Here is an 18,561-nt window from a genome sequence, read left to right on the forward strand (position 1 = left end):
TTTCAAGTTCCAATACGCGCCCAAATTTTTTATCTCACTTTTTATAAAATTCTGATAACAAAAATGTTGCAGAATGAGATTATTTATTTACTTTTGCCGCCGCAGAAGGGAAAAAACGCCCATTTTAAACCAAGGTTTTTTTGGTTGGCGTTTTTCCAAGATGCTATAAATCAGAAAATTGCATCACCAAGTAAGAGTCGCCGGTGGGAGCTCCAAAGGCTTCGCCGGCGCAATAAAAAAGCGGCAGGAATCCCCTGCCGCTTTTCATTTATCTTTGTTGCCAAAATACAAAAAATGGACAAATTTAAAGTTGAACTTTAAATTTGTCCAAAAATAAGCTATTCCCCTGAATTATAAAACAATCCAACAAGAAAAATTCCGCTCAACGCACACCGAAACGTACCAGCACACCTTTGTGGTCGGTAGGCCATACCCCCAGCGGCTCGATGAAAACATCTTCCGTCCGCTCCTCCACCCGGCGATTGTTGCGAATGGAGCCCCGGGGCCCGAACACATTTGCCTGCAACAGTTTCAACCCGCATTGAGGATAGTAATAAATAACATCTATCCGCTCCCTTTCGTCCGCCTCCGGTGCCCACGTCAGGCGCGAAACATCAGTCTCCTTGCTGTCGGCAGGATAGGTATAGCCCGGATTTTTCACCGGGTCGGGATACATCACCCGGTAGGCATCCGCAAAACCCGCTTCCTCCAACAATGTGCTGACCGTCCACGGAATAACGACACCCCGGTGGTCGGCGCTGTCTTTCGTCGCCTCCGTCCAATCCAGATGAGACGGCTCGTTGAAGTCCCCGCCGATAAACACCCAGCTGCCCTGCGCCTTCTCCCGCTCCGCATCGGCGATAAACAAACGGATGGCATCATCCCGCTGCGAAGCCACATTGTCCGCCAGCAACGAAGCGACATCCGTGTCCGGCTCCATCTTCGCCCACGAAGAACCGTCATACCCCCGCACACGATAGTAAGAACAATTCAGGAAATCCAAATGCGCCGTGTACACGCACACCCGTCTGCCTTCCCACTCGGCAGCCAGTTTATAGATACTGCCGTGGTCGCCGTTCTCCGGGAAAATGACGGCACTGTCCGTAATCGGGTATTTGCTCAACAGACCCGAATCGTAGGAATAAAACGAATAGTACGTCTTTCCCCGCTCCTTCAAAGAAGCGACGATACGGTCGCAAAAACGGGTGCCCTTGTAATTGCGCACCTCGCTCAACATGACAAAATCCGCATCCACCCTCGCCAGTTCATCTGCCAGGGCTTCGTAACCGCCGGGCACCATCGTGCCCTCCTGCCATACATTCAGTTGCAGGAAGCTCAACTCTTTTTCGCGCTTGCAGCCGAACAGGCTCAACAAGCACACCATCATAACTGCTATTTTCATCTGATTATTTATTAATAAAAAACGGAGACTTTTTCACATCTCCGTCAGACAACTTTATCCGTGCACGGATGGAGAGACTCGAACTCCCGACACTCGGTTTTGGAGACCGATGCTCTACCGACTGAGCTACATCCGTAAACAGTGCCGCAAAGGAAAACAAAGTTTTACAAACAAGCAAAAAAAAGTAAGGAGAAATCGGTTACAAAATGTTTACCTCCGGCTCCAGCCAGACATTATACCGCATAAACACGCTTTTCTTTATCTCGTTTGCCAGCCGGGTAATCTCCAAGCCCGTGGCGTTTCCCCTATTGACCAACACCAGTGCCTGCCGGTCGTGCACACCTGCCTGTCCGAGTGTCTTCCCCTTCCAGCCTGCCTGTTCGATAAGCCACCCTGCCGCCAACTTGGCGCTCTCCCCGTCCAACGGATAAACCGGCATATCCGGAGCCTCCCGCTTCATCTCTTCCGCCACCCGCAAGGGCACCACCGGATTTTTAAAGAAACTGCCCGCATTCGGCATTTCTTCCACATCGGGCAACTTCGAGCGGCGGATGCGGATGACCGCCTTCCGCACCGACTGCAAGCTCACGTCCCCGCCTGCTTTTTCCAGTTCGGCGCGGATGCTGCCGTAATCCAGGCGGAACTCCCCCCGCTTCTTCAACCGGAAAACCACGGACGTAATGATATATTTGTTTTTCCACTGATGCTTAAAGATACTGTCCCGGTACCCGAAACAACAATCGGCAGCCGACAGCGTCACCCGACAGGCACCCTGAATATCCACCGCCTCCACCTCGTAAACCGCATCCGCCGCTTCCATACCGTACGCCCCCAAATTCTGCACAGGAGCCGCCCCCACATGTCCCGGTATAAGGGAAAGATTCTCCACACCGAAAAATCCGTGCTCCACCGACCACGCCACGAAATCATCCCACACAACACCCGCCCCCGCTTTCACCCACACACTCTCCTCATCCTCCCGGACTACCGCAATTCCCCCTATGGTCGGATAAATAACCGTACCGTCAAAATCTTCCGTAAAAAGGAAATTGCTCCCCCCTCCCAACAACAAAATCTTATCCGGCTCCAAATCGTAAGAAGACGCTAGTTCCAACAACTCCTCCTCCGAATCGCTTTCGATGAAATAACGGCACCGGCAATCCAAAGCAAAGGTATTGTAAGCACGCAAATTAAAATTTTCCTCTATTCTCATTTTCATTATATTTGCACGCAAATATAAAATTATGTCTTCAAACGGGCAACTCACGGCACACAATCTTCCCGACGCTTTCGTCCGGCGGATGCGGGAACAATTACCCGACGCCGACGCATTCTTCGACGCCCTGCAAACGGCTTCCCCCGTCAGCATCCGGTTAAACCCCGCGAAACTCTCCGCTCCGGACACGCCTTTTTTCCGCGACACCGTCGTATCGGAAGTGCCGTGGTGCCGCCACGCCTACTACCTGGACAAGCGCCCGGTTTTCACGCTTGACCCCTGCCTGCATGGCGGGGGCTATTACGTGCAGGAAGCCTCGTCCATGTTCCTAGACCGGATTCTACGACAAATCCTCCCGGCATCCCCCGTACGGGCGCTTGACCTGTGCGCGGCGCCGGGCGGCAAATCCACCCTGCTGTCGGCTGCCCTGCCGCCCGACAGTCTCCTCGTCGCCAATGAAGTCATCCGGAGCCGGGCGGCCATCCTGAAAGAGAACCTTATCAAATGGGGAGCGGACAATATCGTCATTACCAACAGCGACCCGTCGGAGTTCGCCGCCCTGCCGGACAGTTTTGACCTTATTTTGGTCGATGCCCCCTGCTCCGGTGAAGGCATGTTCCGGAAAGACGAAAAAGCCGTTACGGAATGGAGCGAACGCAATTTGCTCCTGTGCAGCGAGCGGCAACAACGGATACTTGACAATATCTGGAATTCCCTCAAACCGGGAGGCTATCTCGTATACAGCACCTGCACTTACAACCCCGCGGAGAATGAGGAGATGCTCCGCCATTTGCTCACCCGCCACGATGCCCGCAGCATCGCCGTCGAATACCCCGCCGAGGAAGCCATCGTCCCCACCTCCCACGGCTACCAATTCTATCCCCACCGGATACAGGGGGAAGGATTTTTCATCGGAGTCGTACAAAAGCAAACAGGAAACACCACATCGCCCACCCCGAAGAGAAGCAAGCGGAACACGCCCCGCCTGCCGGAAGAGCTGCAACGGATGCTACCGCCGGAAGGCGCATGGACATGTTACGTCCGGGACAATATATTCGGCATCCTGCCGGCACGGCACGCCGATTTCATCGAAGAACTCGAAAAACACTTGCACATACTATACAAAGGCACGGAACTGGCGGAAGTCAATGGCAGGAAAATACGCCTGCAACCTTCCCTCGCGCTGTACCCGTACCTGAACAAAGAAGCCGTCACCTGCCGGAAAGTCGATTTGCCAAGCGCCCTGCGCTATCTGAAGAAAGAGGACATCACCGTCGATGCTCCTGCCGGGGCATGGGTGCTTATCACCTATAACAGCATCGGGCTGGGCTGGGGGAAAAGCGTTGGCAACCGCCTGAACAATTACTACCCCAAAGAATGGCGCATCCGCATGAATACTGATTAACCAACTTACACATAACCATGAAAAGCTATACCGAACTTACCTTTCATATCGCTCCCTTTACGGAAGACATCGCCGACGCACTCATCGCCGAATTAGGCGCATTGAACTACGACGGATTCGTCTATACGGAAGACGGCTTCAAGGCTTACACCAACGCCGCCGAATTTGACGCAAGTACCGTCGAGCACCTTGACCTGCTTCAAATCCTGCCGGACACCCTACAAATTACATGGGACAAAGCGGAAATCGCCGACCAGGACTGGAATAAAGAATGGGAAGAACATTTTACCCCCATCTTCATCAACGACCAAATCATGGTGCGCACCGGCTTTCATCCCGCCCGTCCGGAAATTCCTTACGAAATCATCATCGAGCCTAAAATGAGCTTCGGTACCGGACACCACGCCACAACAGCACTGATGCTGGAGAGCATCCTCGATTTCGCTGACGCAATCAAAGGCAAACAGGTATTGGACATGGGATGCGGCACCGGAATCCTCTCTATCATGGCATCCAAAGCAGGCGCCGCACACATCACCGGTATCGACATCGACGAATGGGCTTACACCAATACGATGGAAAACCTCCGCAACAATCACCTGCAGAATGTTTCCATTAAAATCGGCGACGCCTCTCTGCTGAAACATGAAAAAGCGTTCGATTTCATCCTTGCCAACATCAACCGCAATATCCTGCTTGAAGACATGCACCGGTATGTACAACACCTTTCTCCGAACGGCTATTTGATTATGAGCGGTTTCTATACCCAAGACCTGCCGCTTATACAAGAAAAAGCGGCGGAACTGAATCTTCAATTCCACCGCCAAAAAATAAAAGACAATTGGGTAGCCGCCAGTTTTTACCTACCGGCATAGCCCTACAAAGAAACTTATTTCAGTTTATCCGATTTCTTTTTGCTCTCAGGCTTTGCTATAGATTCCCGCATCTGCGTATCGGCTTCGATGTTCTTCATGCGATAGTAATCCATGACCCCCAGATTGCCGGAACGGAATGCTTCCGCCATAGCTAGCGGAACATGGGCTTCCGCCTCGATTACTTTCGCCTTCATCTCCTGCGCCAAAGCCTTCATCTCCTGTTCTTTGGCTACCGCCATCGCCCTTCTCTCTTCCGCCTTTGCCTGCGCAATCTTCAAATCGGCATCCGCCTGGTCTATCTGCAAGCCGGCACCGATGTTTTTCCCTACATCTATATCTGCTATATCAATGGAAAGTATTTCAAAAGCAGTCCCCGAATCCAATCCTTTTTCCAACACCACTTTAGAAATGAAATCCGGATTTTCCATCACAGCCTTGTGAGAATTGGAAGAACCGATAGACGACACAATCCCTTCACCAACCCGGGCTAAAATGGTCTCTTCGCCTGCCCCGCCGACTAACCGTTTAATATTGGCCCTTACCGTCACACGGGCTTTAGCTATCAGCTGTATACCGTCCTTGGCCACCGCCGTTACAGGAGGCGTATTGATTACTTTGGGATTTACGCTCATCTGTACGGCTTCAAAAACATCGCGTCCTGCCAAATCGACTGCCGTGGCAATCTGGAAGGTCAAATCAATATTTGCTTTGGATGCCGACACCAACGCATGCACCACTTGCGGCACGTGTCCCCCTGCCAAATAATGAGCTTCCAGCAAATCCCTGTAAAGCTCAAGCCCCGCTTTCTTCCCCTCAATCATCGCCCCGACGATAACGGAAGGCGGCACTTTCCGCCAACGCATCAAAACAAGTTGCAAGAGAGAGATTTTTACATCGGATACCAATGCCTGAAACCACAAACCGACCGGTATAAAATATAAGATAAGCCAAATAAGAAATAAGCCGCCTGCAATTGCCACGACTAAGAGTACCATGCTGTTATTATCCATTTCTTTCTGTTTTTAATTTTACGATGATTTTATCTGTATGTATTTTCACGACTTCTATTTCCCGATTCGTATCTATATACCCCGATTCCGACATAGCTTCCACAACGTCCGCCCCTATCCTTACTTTCCCCATGGGAGCCAGACGGCCGACCGTCACCCCCGTGTCTCCTACCTGAATCTCCGGGCTGATACCATCTACCTTACTGTCAATTTGCGAATTTAAACTCAACTTCTCCCATGTCTTCATCCGCAGGACGTACCACGTCAATACTCCGCCACCCGCTACGATTCCCAGGACAATAAAATGCCCCGTCGGAACACCCAGAAAACGATAACCCACATAAACAGACGCCCCCAGACAAAGCAGTCCGAGAACACCGACAAGACCCGTCCCCGGAATTACCAAAAATTCCAGAATAATCATTGTAAAACCAAGTCCTGCCAATAAAATTAACGCACCCCATTCCATATTTCTATAATTTTGGAGCTAAAGGTATAAATATCTATGAAATGGGTAAAATATTTCATTATAGAATTTTTTGTATTTACTTTGCGCTGTTTTTTAGAAGATTATTAAATTCATTGGAACATGTCATTTGATACTGATGAGTTTTACCGCAAAGAAGAGTTTTTCAATGCGGAAAGGACTGAAAAGCTGAATTTTCACTACAAAGAGATTATCAAACTCCTGGGAGAAAATCCCGAACGGGAAGGATTGCTGAAAACTCCCTTGCGAGTCGCCAAGGCCATGCAGTTTATGACCCAAGGCTATTATCAGGACCCGGAAGAGATTTTGAGGTCGGCTCTCTTCAAAGAAGATTACCGGCAAATGGTTATCGTAAAAGATATAGAAATTTACTCTTTGTGTGAGCATCACATGCTGCCTTTCTTCGGAAGAGCACACGTGGCATATATCCCCAACGGCTATATCACAGGATTAAGCAAAATTGCCCGGGTTGTAGAAACTTATTCCCGCCGTTTGCAGGTTCAGGAAAGATTGACATACGAAATAAAAAACTGCATTCAGAACACCCTGCACCCGTTAGGCGTGGCGGTGGTCATAGAAGCCCAGCACATGTGCATGATATTGCGGGGAGTACAAAAACAAAATTCGGTAACGACCACCTCTGATTTCAGCGGAGCATTTGAAAAACTGGCAACACGGGAAGAGTTTATCCGGCTCATCAGTTCCCGGTTGCATTAATGACAGAAGATTTACATCATTAAAATAAAAAAGTATGAAAAAAGCATTTGTATTTCCCGGTCAGGGAGCGCAATTTGTCGGAATGGGAAAAGAACTTTACGAAAATTCCGCCAGAGCAAAAGAATTATTCGAGAAAGCCAATAATATTTTAGGTTTCCGCATTACAGATTTAATGTTTGCCGGAACAGACGAAGATCTGAAACAAACAAAAGTAACACAACCCGCCATATTCTTACACTCCGTCATTCTTGCAGACAGCCTGGAAGAAAAACCCGCTATGGTAGCCGGACATTCTTTGGGTGAGTTTTCCGCATTGGTGGCAGCAGGCGCCTTATCCTTTGAAGACGGTTTACGCTTGGTACATGCCCGGGCTTTAGCCATGCAAAAGGCCTGCGAGGCCAATCCTTCTACAATGGCCGCCGTTTTAGGTATGGACGACGAAGTTGTTGAAAAAATATGCGCCGAAATTGACGAAGTTGTTGTACCGGCAAACTATAACAGTCCGGGACAAATTGTTATTTCCGGAAGCAACAAAGGCATCGAAATCGCCTGCCAGAAACTATCCGAAGCCGGAGCCAAAAGAGTTGTTCCCCTGAATGTAGGCGGAGCTTTCCACTCTCCTTTAATGGAACCTGCACGCAAAGAATTGGCGGAAGCCATCGCGCGCACTGCATTCAAAACTCCGAGTTGCCCGATATACCAGAATGTTGATGCAAAACCTTATACAGACCCGGAACAGATAAAAAATAACCTTATTGCCCAACTGACCTCTTCCGTACGCTGGACCCAAATCATGAAAAACATGATTGCGGACGGTGCGGACTGTATGTTGGAAGTTGGTCCCGGCAAGGTACTTCAAGGACTTTTCAAAAAACTGAACAAGGAATTTGAAACCTCCGGCATCCAATAACTCAAAAAAGGCTCTCGGTTGAGAGCCTTTTTTATAAATTTCTTTATATCTTTATAGGCTGATAATTTAGGCCTATTATGCTAAGCAGTAAATTTAAGAAACACTTCACTATCGCTATCGCATTCAGAATAATCTTTATTCTTGTTATTTGCGGCGTTATTGTCTATTTATTCCCGAAAGCCGGCACTTTTCAATATGCCTACCAGAAAGGTTCTCTTTGGAGATACGAAACTCTCAACGCTCCATTTGATTTCCCTATCTATAAAACTGATGCAGAATTAAGTGCAGAACGGGAAAAAATTACCCGGGAACAAACACCCATTTTCGACTTAAACACAGAAATAAAAAAGAAACAAACAGCTAAATTTACCGAAGCAACCGAAAAGTACCGCAATGTAATGACCGCTTCGGCTATCGACCATATCCGCAACAAGCTGGCAGAAATATACACAGCAGGGGTACTCCAGATTCCCGAAGAATTAAATTCTACCAATATAAAAACCGTAAAAATCGTACACAACAACATCGGCAAGGATATCGATTTCAAAAAAGTATATACATTAAAAAAAGCATACTCCGTTCTTAACCAAACGATTGATGGCACTAATCTGCCCGCATCCGTGAAAGAACACATTCTCAGCTTGAATATCAACCATTTTATTCAGCCGAATTTGGAATTCGACGCTTCAAAAACAAATCTGCAATTAACAAATCAACTAAAGAATATCAGTCTAACCCAGGGATTAGTCCGGAATGGAGAAACAATCATCAGCAAACGCGAATTAGTTACACCGGAAAAAATAAAATTGCTGAACTCCCTGGAAACAGAATACCGGCATAATGCAGGTTCATACACCACTCGCTTCAGAATTATCGGAGGCCAAATCATACTGACCTTAACCTCACTGATTATTTTTTCCCTCTATTTTTACTATTCAAAAAAACGCGTTTTTTACGATAACAAAGAATTTATCTTTTTATACGGAGCATTCCTCGCCACAGTAGCCTTAGGCAGTGCGGGATATTACCAGAACATCAATATGCACGCTTTGCCCGTACTGTTTTTTGTCCTCATCGTCAATATTCTTGTCGGTAGCCGCTCCGCGCTTTATCTCCTGTTAGGGACAAGCCTCCTGATTTCTTATTTTGCTCCTAACAGCTTCAGATATTTATTTATGCAGATTACAGCCGGTATTGTAGCAATATTCAGTTTGGCACAACTTCAGCGAAGAGGACAACTTTTCCTTTCCATCTTTCTTATTTTCATAACCTATGTCGCAGTCTACTTCTCCTTTATTCTGATACAGGAAGGAGACATCAGCCTGTCGCACATCTTCGGGTTACTTTGGCTATTTGTCAATTGTCTGTTATTAAGTCTGGCCTATCCGGTGATTTATATCTTTGAACGGATTTTCGGTTTTACTTCAGAAATAACCCTGATGGAATTATCCAATCCAAACCATCCCGCATTACGTGCACTTACCAAAAAAGCACCCGGAACATTTCAACACTCACTTATGGTAGCCAATTTAGCCGAAGAAGCCATTTACCGCATCGGAGGAAATCCATTGCTTACCCGCACCGGTGCTCTATATCATGACATCGGCAAATCGAATGAACCGATTTTTTTCATTGAAAATCTATCCGGAGGCATCAATCCGCATGACGACTGTGAATTTGACGAAAGCGCACGCCATATCATCAACCACGTAAGCCAAGGGGTGGAATTAGCCAAGAAATACAATTTACCGGAAACCATTATCAATTTTATCCGGACTCACCACGGTAAGAGCAAAGTAAAATATTTCTATAACTCTTTCCGGAACAAATATCCGGACAGAGCTATAGATGAAGCTGCTTTCACCTATGACGGACCGGATCCCGTGAGTAAAGAATGTGCCGTCGTTATGATGGCAGATTCCGTAGAAGCCGCTTCCCGGACTCTCAAAGAAAAAACAGAGGAGAACATAACACAGCTCGTAAATAATATTATTGACGGACAAGTACAGGATGGCAGATTCCTGAATGCCGAAATTACATTCAGAGACATAGCCTATGTAAAACAAGTATTTATAGACATGTTAACAAACATCTATCACTCCCGCATAGCTTATCCGAAACTAAAAAAAACAGAACAAACAGAAGAAGCATCCCCCGATTCTACAACTCACGAACCGAACAAATAAAACTACTTATACCTAAAAATTAGAGATATGACTCAAAAAGCAATTACAATCAAAGACCTCGCCGCTAAATTAAATATCTCGGTATCTACTGTTTCAAGAGCATTGAAAGATAATCCGGAAATCAGTTTACAAACTAGAAAAACCGTACAGACTTTAGCCAAAGAATTAGGCTATCGCCCCAATCCTATTGCCGTTGCATTAAAAACACATAAAAGCCATACCATTGGTGTCGTGGTGCCCCAAATTGTAAACACCTTTTTTGCAAACGTAGTAAGAAAAATTGAAGAAATCGCAGATAAATACGGATACAATGTATTAGTTGCTTCTTCCAATGAAACTTTCGAAAAAGAGCAAAAAAATATCGACGTATTCTTGGCAAACCGGACGGATGGAATTATACTTTCAATTTCACGCGCAACCACATCTTACGATCATATCCGTAACATCCAAAATCAAGGAGTACCGTTAGTTCTTTTTGACCGGACAACAAAAGAACTGGAAGTATCCAAAGTCATCGCCGATGATGCAGATGCAGCATTCAAAATCGTACAACACCTGATTCACGGTGGAGCCCAAAAAATTGCCATCATCACCGGCCCGGAACAATTATCCATCGGTAAAAACCGCATGAAAGGATATTTAAAAGCCATGTCTACAAACAAATTGGAAATCAATCAGGATTATATCATTCGATGCGACGACTTCTCTGTAAAAGCAGCTAAAGAAGCCACTCAAAAACTTTTGAACCTGAAAGAAAAACCGGATGCAATTTTCGGAATCAACGATGATATGGCCATCGGGGCTATTGAAGCTATCAAAGAAAAAAACATTAGAATCCCGGAAGACATCGCAGTATTCGGGTTCTCCAATACAAAACGGTCCCGATACATGAATCCTTCCGTCAGTACGGTAAATCAATTCCCGGAAAAAATCGGAGAAAAAGCAGCGGAATTATTATTTGAGCAAATATTAAATACAAAATACGCCCAAATACGTGAAGAAATCGTAAACTGTGAATTAATCATCCGTGAATCATCCGACCGCTCTTATTTAAATGATTAAAATACACACCGGTCCGGAATAACCATTCCGGACTTTTTCTCTCTCATTCTACCCCGGTTAAAGTTTGTTAAACCTCAATACATCTATATTCAGCTCATTATATTTGTAATCGATAAGCAATCAGTTATGGATGTAGCGGTAGAAAATTTATCAAAATCTTTTGGAACACAAAAAGCCGTAGATTCGGTTTCTTTTTCAGTAAAGAAAGGAGAAATTCTGGGACTTCTGGGACCTAACGGAGCAGGCAAAACGACCATCATGAAAATCATCACCTGTTTCTTGTTCCCTGACCAGGGAAATGTTTACATCGGAAACTATTCCATCCGTAAACATGCCTATAGACTAAAACAACTTATCGGCTACCTTCCGGAACACAACCCGCTATACGATGAAATGAATGTCATTGACTTTCTGACCTTCATCGCTAACATTCACAACATTCCCCGATACAAAATCACATCACGGGTATTAGATATGTTGAAAATATGCGGATTAGAATATGAAAAACATAAAAATATCCGGGAACTCTCCAAAGGCTATAAACAACGCGTGGGACTAGCTCAAACACTAATCCATGACCCGGAAATTGTCATCCTGGACGAACCGACGACCGGCCTTGACCCGAATCAGATTGTGGAAATCAGGGAACTCATTAAAAATACCGGCAAAGAAAAAACCGTTATCCTAAGTTCCCATATCCTTGCTGAAATTGAAGCTACCTGTGACCGGGTACTGATTATTAATAAAGGCAAAATCGTAGCAAACGGCACTGCCGCGGAATTAAGAAAATCCAACAAAGAAAAATTGTTGAAAATAAACATTGAAGGCGGAGAAACCAACCGGATTTTCAACGAGCTATCACTTATCAATGAAGTAGATAACATCAATATACTGGGGGAAAATCATTTTGAACTGCAATCCACCCAAGACAATAACATTGAAAAAGAAATCTTTGATATCTGTACTAGAAACCAATGGTACATCAAAGAACTAATACCAATAGAACGGCGTCTAGAAGATATTTTCCGTCAAGTTACACAAAACTAAATCATGAGGACAACCAAAATCATCATCAATAAAGAATTAAACAGTGCTTTTAATTCATGGAGCACTTATATAGGTTATCTACTGTTTTTCTGCATCTGCGGATTCGTCAACTGGATTTCCTCGTCCAATATTTTTAATGTAGGACAAGCCTCCATGATGCCATTCTTCATTGTTATCAATTGGACAGCCTTTTTCATGATACATGTATTAAGCATGCGAACCGTTGCCGACGAAAAAAGAAACGGAACACTCGAATTACTTTTTACCAAACCGATAAAAGCAAATCAACTAATCGGAGGAAAATTTCTCTCACAACTAATCCTCATTATCATAGCCTTCTGTTTAACAATTCCTTACTATCTTACAATCATCGGACTGGGACATATTGATTTAGGACCTGTCATTTTGGGATACATCGGGCTTATTTGTATCAGTGCATGTTACACCAGCATCGGCATATTCGCCTCTTCCCTGTCAAGAACAGCAGCTGCAGCTTTCCTCCTCAGCCTCGGAATAGGTCTCTGCTTTCAACTATTATTCGGAATATTAGCCCGGCAAATTGGAAGCGGGTGGCTCGCGGAATTCTTCATGTATCTATCCATCGAAGAGCACTTCGATTCTTTATCCCGCGGAGTATTGGATTCAAGGGACATTATATACTTTATTTCACTCATTGTCCTCTTCTTATCCTTATCCAAAGTCTTCATCTGTAAAACCAGATACTAACATGAAAAAAACAATAAAAAACAACTTATATACTGTCATCGGAATCCTTGTGCTGAACATTCTGTCCATGGTATTGTTTTTCCGGATAGATTTCACCCATAACAACCGCTACTCTTTGAGCAGAGTAAGCAAAGAGGTTATAAAAAATATAAAACAACCCGTCACCATCGACTTCTACCTCACAAATAACCTTCCGCAAAGCATAAAAAAAATAGCCAAAGAATTCACTTCATTGGCAAAAGAATACAAATCCCGCAGCAATGTACCTTTCGCTGTCAATATAATCCATCCTGACTCAGAAGAAAAAGGAAATACTGCTCTCGCTGCCGGCGTTCAATCCATTTTAATAGAACTAAGGGAAAGAGATTCCGAAAAAATACAAAACATCTTCATGGGGGCGGTCATAAAAATAGGAGATAAACAAGCGGTCATTCCCTACATTGACCACAACACCCCCATGGAATACGAAATAACCCGCATACTTAAACAAGCGACAGACACCATCAAACCGCATATCGGATTTATTTCCGGCCACAGAGAAGCCACATTGGGACAAATGCCGCAACTGATTAATGAACTCTCACATTTGACGGATATATCCGTCATCAACCTTCTACACCCCAACAATCTGGATCACTACAATGTCCTCTGCATCATCGGTCCACAGGATGTATACACCTCTTATGAAAAAGAACTGTTGGAAAAATACCTTGCAAATGGAGGACGTCTGTTCATTGCTTTAAATCACGCCATAGGCCAAATCAACGAAAGCCAGCATAACGGTTACATCAACCCTACCGGCTTAGAAGAAATGCTGACTGAAAAAGGATTAAAAATACAACCCGACTTCGTCATCGACAACAACTGCGGCACCATGACCATCAACCAACATACCGGCTTCATGAGCTATCAGAGTAATATCAGCTTTCCCTATTTCCCGATGATTACTAACTTCAGCGACCATACCATCACCCACGGACTCAATGCCATTTTTCTACCCTTTGCCAGCAGTATTGAACAAGTTAAAACTAAAACTACCTACATTTTCACCCCTCTTGCAACAACCTCCTCCCTCTCGGGAAGCAAACGCGCACCTGTTTTCTTTAACCTGCAATACCCATGGTGCAGAAACGACTTTAAGAAACCTAAATCCACCGTTGCAGCCCTATTAACAAATGAAGACAACAACAGCGCTATCGTAACCATTACAGACGCGGATTTCCTCATCAATGACATAGGCGTTTACGCTCATGTACTCCGGAAAGACAATATCAATTTCGCCATCAACTCCATCGAATGGTTAGCCGACAACTCCGGCCTCATCCGCTTACGCAACAAATTCACCACATTTACATCACTACAACCCCTAGAGGAAAGTACAAAAAATCTATTGAAATACCTTAACTTTCTGTTACCATTGGTAATCATCCTCATATTCGCCGCAATTCGCTTTCACCGCAATAGACAACGTCGGCTCAACCGTTCCCAGCCCGGTTACATAGAATGACATAACGTTTGGAGCTTCCCGTACAACCCTTCACTCACCGGCACCAAAGGCAAGCGTAATACATTCTCCGCAATAATCCCCTGTGCATGCAAGGCAGCTTTTATACCGGCAGGATTACCCTCTGCAAACAAAGCCTTATATAAGGCAGTATACTTCAAATGGATTCGATTTGCCCCCCGGAAATATCCTGCTGCTGCCAGATGTACCATTGTCGAAAACTCCCCCGGAAAAACATTTGCCAAAACAGATATAACACCCCTTGCTCCTATCACAAGTAAAGGCAATGTTATCCCGTCATCCCCTGAAAGAACCGTAAAATCGGAACGCATCGAACACAAGATTTCCGTAATCTGTTGAAAATTACCACTCGCTTCCTTAATTCCCTCAATATTCGGACAATCATGCGACAACCGCACCACCGTCTCCGACGAAAGGTTCACCCCCGTCCTGCCCGGCACATTATATAAAAACAACGGCAACGGGGAACTTTCACTTACATCCCTAAAATGCCGATACATACCCTCCTGGGAAGGTTTATTATAATAAGGGGTTACACTTAAAATCGCCTTACAGGAATCCAGGAAGGGAAAATTTTTCACATTCTTTATGACCTCCGACGTATTATTTCCGCCAATTCCTACCATCACCGGCAAGCGTCCCTCATTCTGCTCCAAAACAATCTCCATAACCCGACACCTCTCCGCCTCTGTCAACGTCGCTGCCTCAGAAGTCGTACCCAATGCCACCAAGTAATCCGCTCCACCAACAATCACATGCTCTACTAACTTGCGCAAAGAAACCTCATCTACCTCAAACTTCCGATCAAACGGAGTCACCAAAGCCACCCCTGTTCCCGTAAATAAACTCATACTTAAAACTTCTTAAATTTCACTAACACATCAAACAATTTATCTATAAAATCCAGGACATCGACAGTTCCCTCTATCATCAAATCAGCCTCAAAAGCAGACCGTCTTCTACCAGCCTTACACTTCGCCATAGAATTTTTCAATACATAATCCACCAACGCATCCTCTCCCTCTGACAAATCTATCAGCAAATCAAACTCCTTATTCAATAAATCTACCAAACGTTCATTCAAAATCCGCCCCTTGGCATTTATATCCTCACTTTTCACATATACCACATTCTCCAACTGTAATCCCTGATACTCTTTGGGCAAAACACAAATCTTCTCCGGTTTCACGCCCAGCAACTTCCGCTCCAAACGCTTCAGACATCCTCCCTCCTGGTCATTGGCACTCCATACCACTAAACAACTGCTTATCTTATCAAACTCCGGATACTCTTTCTCCCTCTCCTTATCCGTCAACTGCTTCTCCTGTGAATCACCTTTTATCCGATAGAAAATTCTCTGTATAATCTGTTTCATAAATGCACTTTTTCTTTATAATCTAATTCAAAAACGAGGTAAAAATAGCAATATAACCAAATACCTCCAAATCCCCCTTTGCTTCTCCTTCATTTCAAAAAAACAGAAAAAAAGAGAAGAAAAAATTTGCTCGGTCAAATCAATATACATATATTTGCACCGCTTTAGATAAAGCACGGACTCGTAGCTTAATGGATAGAGCACTTGGTTACGGCCCAAGAGGTTGTGGGTTCGACTCCCGCCGAGTTCACGAAAACAAAAAGCAAAACAAAAAAACTCCTGAAAATAAACACTTTCAGGAGTTTTTCTTTTCCTCAATCTTACCGAAAATACAGCAAAACGGAGCAGTGAAAACAGGTGAAATCGGTGGACTTTATTTCATCTGATTTTTGTCCACCGAATTGATTATTATTCATTGTATTTCAATGTTTTGCAAAACATATTTCCGACTAAACAAGTACTTTTAACCCGTAAATAATTTAGCTGAATTATATGGTATTGAAACAAAGTATCTGAAACGCTCTGTAAAAAACAATATTCGCCGATTTCCTCCTGATTTTATGTTTGAACTAACAAAAGAGGAATTTGAAGTGCAATTTCAGCACCTCAAAATCTTCTTCAAAACCGTTCACATTCAGTACCAACAGCCCCCAATTCGTATCGAACGCTTCCTTAAATAAAATCTTGTTTCTTATCACTCATATAGGCAAGGCATAAATAAATTCTATCTGCCATATTTTTACTTTAATCGTTTATACAATACACATTTCGATACGAAAACACAAAAATATTTCTGTAATAGAAATATTTTCCACATTTTCTTTCTGTGATAGAAATTTTATCCTTTCTTGTAGAGAAAAAATTTTGTATTTTTACATACTGACAACAACTAATTCAACCATGAAGGCGGAACTTTTACAAACACTTGCCGAATTGCAGGTAATTGGATTTAAATACGATAAATAATTTCCCGAGTTCACGAAAACAAAAAGCAAAATAAAAAAAACTCCTGAAAATAAACACTTTCAGGAGTTTTTCTTTTTCTCAATCTTATACAGCAAAAAGTTTTTTCCAATAGATTAGTTAATCCAACATATCTTCCGGTTCTATGGGAATATAAGGGCCATCTTTCACCTCAAATATCACAGAACTCTCCCTCACTTCTATTGTATGCCATTGGCCTTTCGGAATATGTACTCCATATTTGTTTTCTTGGGGATTTAACTCAAAACGTTCCGTCACTCCTCCTGCATTATTATAAAATACCACATCTATCCGTCCCCGCAACAATATATAAGTCTCTGCCGTATGTCGGTGCCGATGAATCGGAAGTATCGTTCCGGGCTCCAAAGCATTTAATAAACGCTGAGCTTTTGCATCAAGCGAATCATGAAAATTATAATTCATCCGTAAACGCTCCGAATGCTTTGCCTGTGCACAAACATCATCCAAAAGTATCTCGTCAATAATCATAGTCTTTGTCGTGATTGTAAATATTCCTCATGCAAAAAATAATACCTCCGCATAAAAAGAATATAGATTGTAGAAAGGAAAAAGATAACCAATACAAAATAAAACCACCTGTTTACAGGCAAATAAACAGCTCCCAACGATATTCCCAATTGAAGTAACATATAAATTGTTGAAACAACAACATGCGGAATCTTCAACTCATTTGCCATCAATTGATAAGCATGTTTACGGTGCGCTTGAAATATATTCTCATGTAACATAAAACGGTGACAGATGGTCAATATCGTATCCACTCCATATACTGCAAGAAATACCAAATAACTTAAATCACCGGTTTGTATAACCAACCTACCCAACATAAACAATAAGATAAAAGCCATGGATACCGAACCGACATCTCCTGCAAAACACTTGGCTTTCGTACGATAATTGAAAAAACAAAAAATCCCCACGCTTATCAAAACCACCCATATCATCATCGGATCAATAAAATCGCTGTACCTGTTTACTATAACAAGTGGCAACAACACAGCTACCGAATACCCACCCGTCATACCATTGATGCCATCCATGAAATTATAGGCATTAATAATACCCGTACAAACAATCCATGCCGGAAGGATAATCCACCATTGCCCTGCGGAAAAAAGTCCCCACTGGTAGAACATCAGCAACATCGCGGTAAAATGAACGATAAGCCGAATACAGTTAGGTACCGACCGCACATCATCCATAAAACTGACAACTGCAATCAGTGTCAAACCTATCAAAAAGCACGGATAGGGACATGAATTTAATAAGGCATACAACCATACCCCGAAAAGAAATATAACCCCACCTCCCCGCAAAGTAATCCGCTTGTGGGAACTACGATCGTTTGGGCGGTCGATAATATTCAAACGGTCAGCAATGCGAAAATAAACTACTTCCGCTGCCAACAGTAGCAGAAAAACAAGCAGATAATACATCCGTATAAATTAATAAGGGAATAATTATTGAAAATGTCATGAATCATTCCGTTCTATAGAATGATTTAATTTGGAATGGAAAGTACAAAAGCTACTATGCTAAATATTCACCAGGCAATGTATCTACAAAATAATGCCTCATCAGACGCGGTCTTTCTTTTCTCTTTTGTAATCAAA

At 43.9% G+C, this 18,561-nt stretch carries 18 protein-coding genes, 2 tRNA genes and 1 pseudogene; 12 read left to right on the forward strand and 9 right to left on the reverse strand.

What is annotated here, in order from left to right:
- Window positions 1-321: hypothetical protein (locus NFR61_RS08950; protein WP_251623200.1), on the forward strand; the 321-nt coding region annotated here is incomplete at its 5' end.
- A 61-nt stretch (window positions 322-382) separates the two neighbouring features.
- Here NFR61_RS08950 and NFR61_RS08955 read toward each other — a convergent pair.
- From NFR61_RS08955 to murB, 3 genes are all read right to left on the reverse strand, one after another.
- On the reverse strand, window positions 383-1,402 hold the full coding sequence (locus tag NFR61_RS08955) for an endonuclease/exonuclease/phosphatase family protein (RefSeq protein WP_251623202.1): 1,020 nt from the start codon (window positions 1,400-1,402) through the stop codon (window positions 383-385).
- A 63-nt stretch (window positions 1,403-1,465) separates the two neighbouring features.
- Window positions 1,466-1,538, reverse strand: a tRNA-Trp gene (locus NFR61_RS08960).
- Window positions 1,539-1,601: 63 nt separating this feature from the next.
- Window positions 1,602-2,771, reverse strand: coding sequence for a UDP-N-acetylmuramate dehydrogenase (gene murB, locus NFR61_RS08965; protein ID WP_251623210.1), 1,170 nt, complete (start codon window positions 2,769-2,771; stop codon window positions 1,602-1,604).
- On the opposite strand from murB, the gene NFR61_RS08970 reads away from it, so the two are divergent.
- Together NFR61_RS08970 and prmA are read left to right on the forward strand one after the other, a co-directional pair.
- Complete coding sequence (locus NFR61_RS08970; protein ID WP_251623212.1) at window positions 2,704-4,023, forward strand: methyltransferase RsmF C-terminal domain-like protein; 1,320 nt, start codon at window positions 2,704-2,706, stop codon at window positions 4,021-4,023. The genes murB and NFR61_RS08970 overlap by 68 nt on opposite strands.
- A 17-nt stretch (window positions 4,024-4,040) precedes the next feature.
- The gene (gene prmA / locus NFR61_RS08975) at window positions 4,041-4,898 is read left to right on the forward strand and encodes a 50S ribosomal protein L11 methyltransferase (RefSeq protein WP_251623214.1); all 858 of its coding nucleotides are present in this window, start codon (window positions 4,041-4,043) and stop codon (window positions 4,896-4,898) included.
- 14 nt (window positions 4,899-4,912) lie between these two features.
- On the opposite strand, the gene floA is transcribed toward prmA, so the two are convergent.
- Both floA and NFR61_RS08985 read right to left on the reverse strand, forming a co-directional pair.
- Entirely contained in the window at window positions 4,913-5,908 is a 996-nt protein-coding gene (floA, locus tag NFR61_RS08980; RefSeq protein ID WP_251623216.1) for a flotillin-like protein FloA, read from the reverse strand.
- Complete coding sequence (locus NFR61_RS08985) at window positions 5,901-6,377, reverse strand: NfeD family protein (RefSeq protein WP_251623224.1); 477 nt, start codon at window positions 6,375-6,377, stop codon at window positions 5,901-5,903. The genes floA and NFR61_RS08985 overlap by 8 nt, the downstream gene beginning before the upstream one ends.
- 120 nt (window positions 6,378-6,497) lie before the next feature.
- Here NFR61_RS08985 and folE point away from each other — a divergent pair, with 120 nt between their 5' ends.
- The 7 genes from folE to NFR61_RS09020 all read left to right on the forward strand — a co-directional run bounded on the left by folE (window position 6,498) and on the right by NFR61_RS09020 (window position 14,550).
- Window positions 6,498-7,112 carry a GTP cyclohydrolase I FolE gene (gene folE / locus NFR61_RS08990; RefSeq protein WP_251623226.1) on the forward strand — a complete coding sequence of 205 codons (615 nt, stop codon included), beginning with the start codon at window positions 6,498-6,500 and terminating at the stop codon, window positions 7,110-7,112.
- A 34-nt stretch (window positions 7,113-7,146) separates the two neighbouring features.
- Window positions 7,147-8,022 carry an ACP S-malonyltransferase gene (gene fabD / locus NFR61_RS08995; protein WP_251623228.1) on the forward strand — a complete coding sequence of 292 codons (876 nt, stop codon included), beginning with the start codon at window positions 7,147-7,149 and terminating at the stop codon, window positions 8,020-8,022.
- Between the two features lie 77 nt (window positions 8,023-8,099).
- Window positions 8,100-10,208: an HD family phosphohydrolase gene (locus NFR61_RS09000; protein ID WP_251623230.1), complete on the forward strand. Its 2,109-nt coding sequence runs from the start codon at window positions 8,100-8,102 to the stop codon at window positions 10,206-10,208.
- Window positions 10,209-10,235: 27 nt separating this feature from the next.
- Complete coding sequence (locus NFR61_RS09005) at window positions 10,236-11,270, forward strand: LacI family DNA-binding transcriptional regulator (RefSeq protein WP_251623232.1); 1,035 nt, start codon at window positions 10,236-10,238, stop codon at window positions 11,268-11,270.
- 126 nt (window positions 11,271-11,396) lie between these two features.
- A complete protein-coding gene (locus tag NFR61_RS09010) occupies window positions 11,397-12,317 on the forward strand; it encodes an ATP-binding cassette domain-containing protein (RefSeq protein ID WP_251623240.1) in 921 nt (306 codons plus the stop codon).
- Between the two features lie 3 nt (window positions 12,318-12,320).
- Window positions 12,321-13,043: an ABC transporter permease gene (locus tag NFR61_RS09015; RefSeq protein ID WP_251623242.1), complete on the forward strand. Its 723-nt coding sequence runs from the start codon at window positions 12,321-12,323 to the stop codon at window positions 13,041-13,043.
- Between the two features lies 1 nt (window position 13,044).
- Entirely contained in the window at window positions 13,045-14,550 is a 1,506-nt protein-coding gene (locus NFR61_RS09020; RefSeq protein ID WP_251623244.1) for a GldG family protein, read from the forward strand.
- On the opposite strand, the gene dapA is transcribed toward NFR61_RS09020, so the two are convergent.
- On the reverse strand, window positions 14,538-15,419 hold the full coding sequence (gene dapA / locus NFR61_RS09025) for a 4-hydroxy-tetrahydrodipicolinate synthase (RefSeq protein WP_251623246.1): 882 nt from the start codon (window positions 15,417-15,419) through the stop codon (window positions 14,538-14,540). The two genes, NFR61_RS09020 and dapA, sit on opposite strands and share 13 nt — an antisense overlap.
- Window positions 15,420-15,421: 2 nt before the next feature.
- Window positions 15,422-15,943: a DUF6913 domain-containing protein gene (locus NFR61_RS09030; protein WP_251623248.1), complete on the reverse strand. Its 522-nt coding sequence runs from the start codon at window positions 15,941-15,943 to the stop codon at window positions 15,422-15,424.
- Window positions 15,944-16,120: 177 nt separating this feature from the next.
- Between NFR61_RS09030 and NFR61_RS09035 the strand changes: the two genes are divergently transcribed.
- Window positions 16,121-16,193: transfer RNA gene (locus NFR61_RS09035), tRNA-Arg, on the forward strand.
- 226 nt (window positions 16,194-16,419) lie between these two features.
- A pseudogene (locus NFR61_RS11200) lies at window positions 16,420-16,536 on the forward strand (ORF6N domain-containing protein); the annotation flags it as partial.
- A 490-nt stretch (window positions 16,537-17,026) separates the two neighbouring features.
- Here NFR61_RS11200 and NFR61_RS09045 read toward each other — a convergent pair.
- On the reverse strand, window positions 17,027-17,416 hold the full coding sequence (locus tag NFR61_RS09045; protein ID WP_251623250.1) for a WbuC family cupin fold metalloprotein: 390 nt from the start codon (window positions 17,414-17,416) through the stop codon (window positions 17,027-17,029).
- A complete protein-coding gene (locus NFR61_RS09050; protein ID WP_251623252.1) occupies window positions 17,413-18,384 on the reverse strand; it encodes an MraY family glycosyltransferase in 972 nt (323 codons plus the stop codon). The genes NFR61_RS09045 and NFR61_RS09050 overlap by 4 nt, the downstream gene beginning before the upstream one ends.
- Between the last annotated feature and the right edge of the window lie 177 nt (window positions 18,385-18,561).

Source organism: Odoribacter lunatus (assembly GCF_943193135.1).
Classification (GTDB): Bacteria; Bacteroidota; Bacteroidia; order Bacteroidales; family Marinifilaceae; genus Culturomica; species Culturomica lunata.

Excerpts from the sequence above, each read along its gene's own strand:
- NFR61_RS09010 (WP_251623240.1), top strand. The coding sequence starts at position 11,397 with ATGGATGTAGCGGTAGAAAATTTATCAAAATCTTTTGGAACACAAAAA.
- NFR61_RS09045 (WP_251623250.1), bottom strand. The coding sequence starts at position 17,416 with ATGATTATTGACGAGATACTTTTGGATGATGTTTGTGCACAGGCAAAG.
- NFR61_RS08985 (WP_251623224.1), bottom strand. The coding sequence starts at position 6,377 with ATGGAATGGGGTGCGTTAATTTTATTGGCAGGACTTGGTTTTACAATG.
- prmA (WP_251623214.1), top strand. The coding sequence starts at position 4,041 with ATGAAAAGCTATACCGAACTTACCTTTCATATCGCTCCCTTTACGGAA.
- NFR61_RS09030 (WP_251623248.1), bottom strand. The coding sequence starts at position 15,943 with ATGAAACAGATTATACAGAGAATTTTCTATCGGATAAAAGGTGATTCA.
- NFR61_RS08970 (WP_251623212.1), top strand. The coding sequence starts at position 2,704 with ATGCGGGAACAATTACCCGACGCCGACGCATTCTTCGACGCCCTGCAA.
- dapA (WP_251623246.1), bottom strand. The coding sequence starts at position 15,419 with ATGAGTTTATTTACGGGAACAGGGGTGGCTTTGGTGACTCCGTTTGAT.
- NFR61_RS09015 (WP_251623242.1), top strand. The coding sequence starts at position 12,321 with ATGAGGACAACCAAAATCATCATCAATAAAGAATTAAACAGTGCTTTT.
- fabD (WP_251623228.1), top strand. The coding sequence starts at position 7,147 with ATGAAAAAAGCATTTGTATTTCCCGGTCAGGGAGCGCAATTTGTCGGA.
- folE (WP_251623226.1), top strand. The coding sequence starts at position 6,498 with ATGTCATTTGATACTGATGAGTTTTACCGCAAAGAAGAGTTTTTCAAT.
- NFR61_RS08955 (WP_251623202.1), bottom strand. The coding sequence starts at position 1,402 with ATGAAAATAGCAGTTATGATGGTGTGCTTGTTGAGCCTGTTCGGCTGC.
- NFR61_RS09020 (WP_251623244.1), top strand. The coding sequence starts at position 13,045 with ATGAAAAAAACAATAAAAAACAACTTATATACTGTCATCGGAATCCTT.
- floA (WP_251623216.1), bottom strand. The coding sequence starts at position 5,908 with ATGGATAATAACAGCATGGTACTCTTAGTCGTGGCAATTGCAGGCGGC.
- NFR61_RS09005 (WP_251623232.1), top strand. The coding sequence starts at position 10,236 with ATGACTCAAAAAGCAATTACAATCAAAGACCTCGCCGCTAAATTAAAT.
- NFR61_RS09050 (WP_251623252.1), bottom strand. The coding sequence starts at position 18,384 with ATGTATTATCTGCTTGTTTTTCTGCTACTGTTGGCAGCGGAAGTAGTT.
- murB (WP_251623210.1), bottom strand. The coding sequence starts at position 2,771 with ATGCTGACGGGGGAAGCCGTTTGCAGGGCGTCGAAGAATGCGTCGGCG.
- NFR61_RS09000 (WP_251623230.1), top strand. The coding sequence starts at position 8,100 with ATGCTAAGCAGTAAATTTAAGAAACACTTCACTATCGCTATCGCATTC.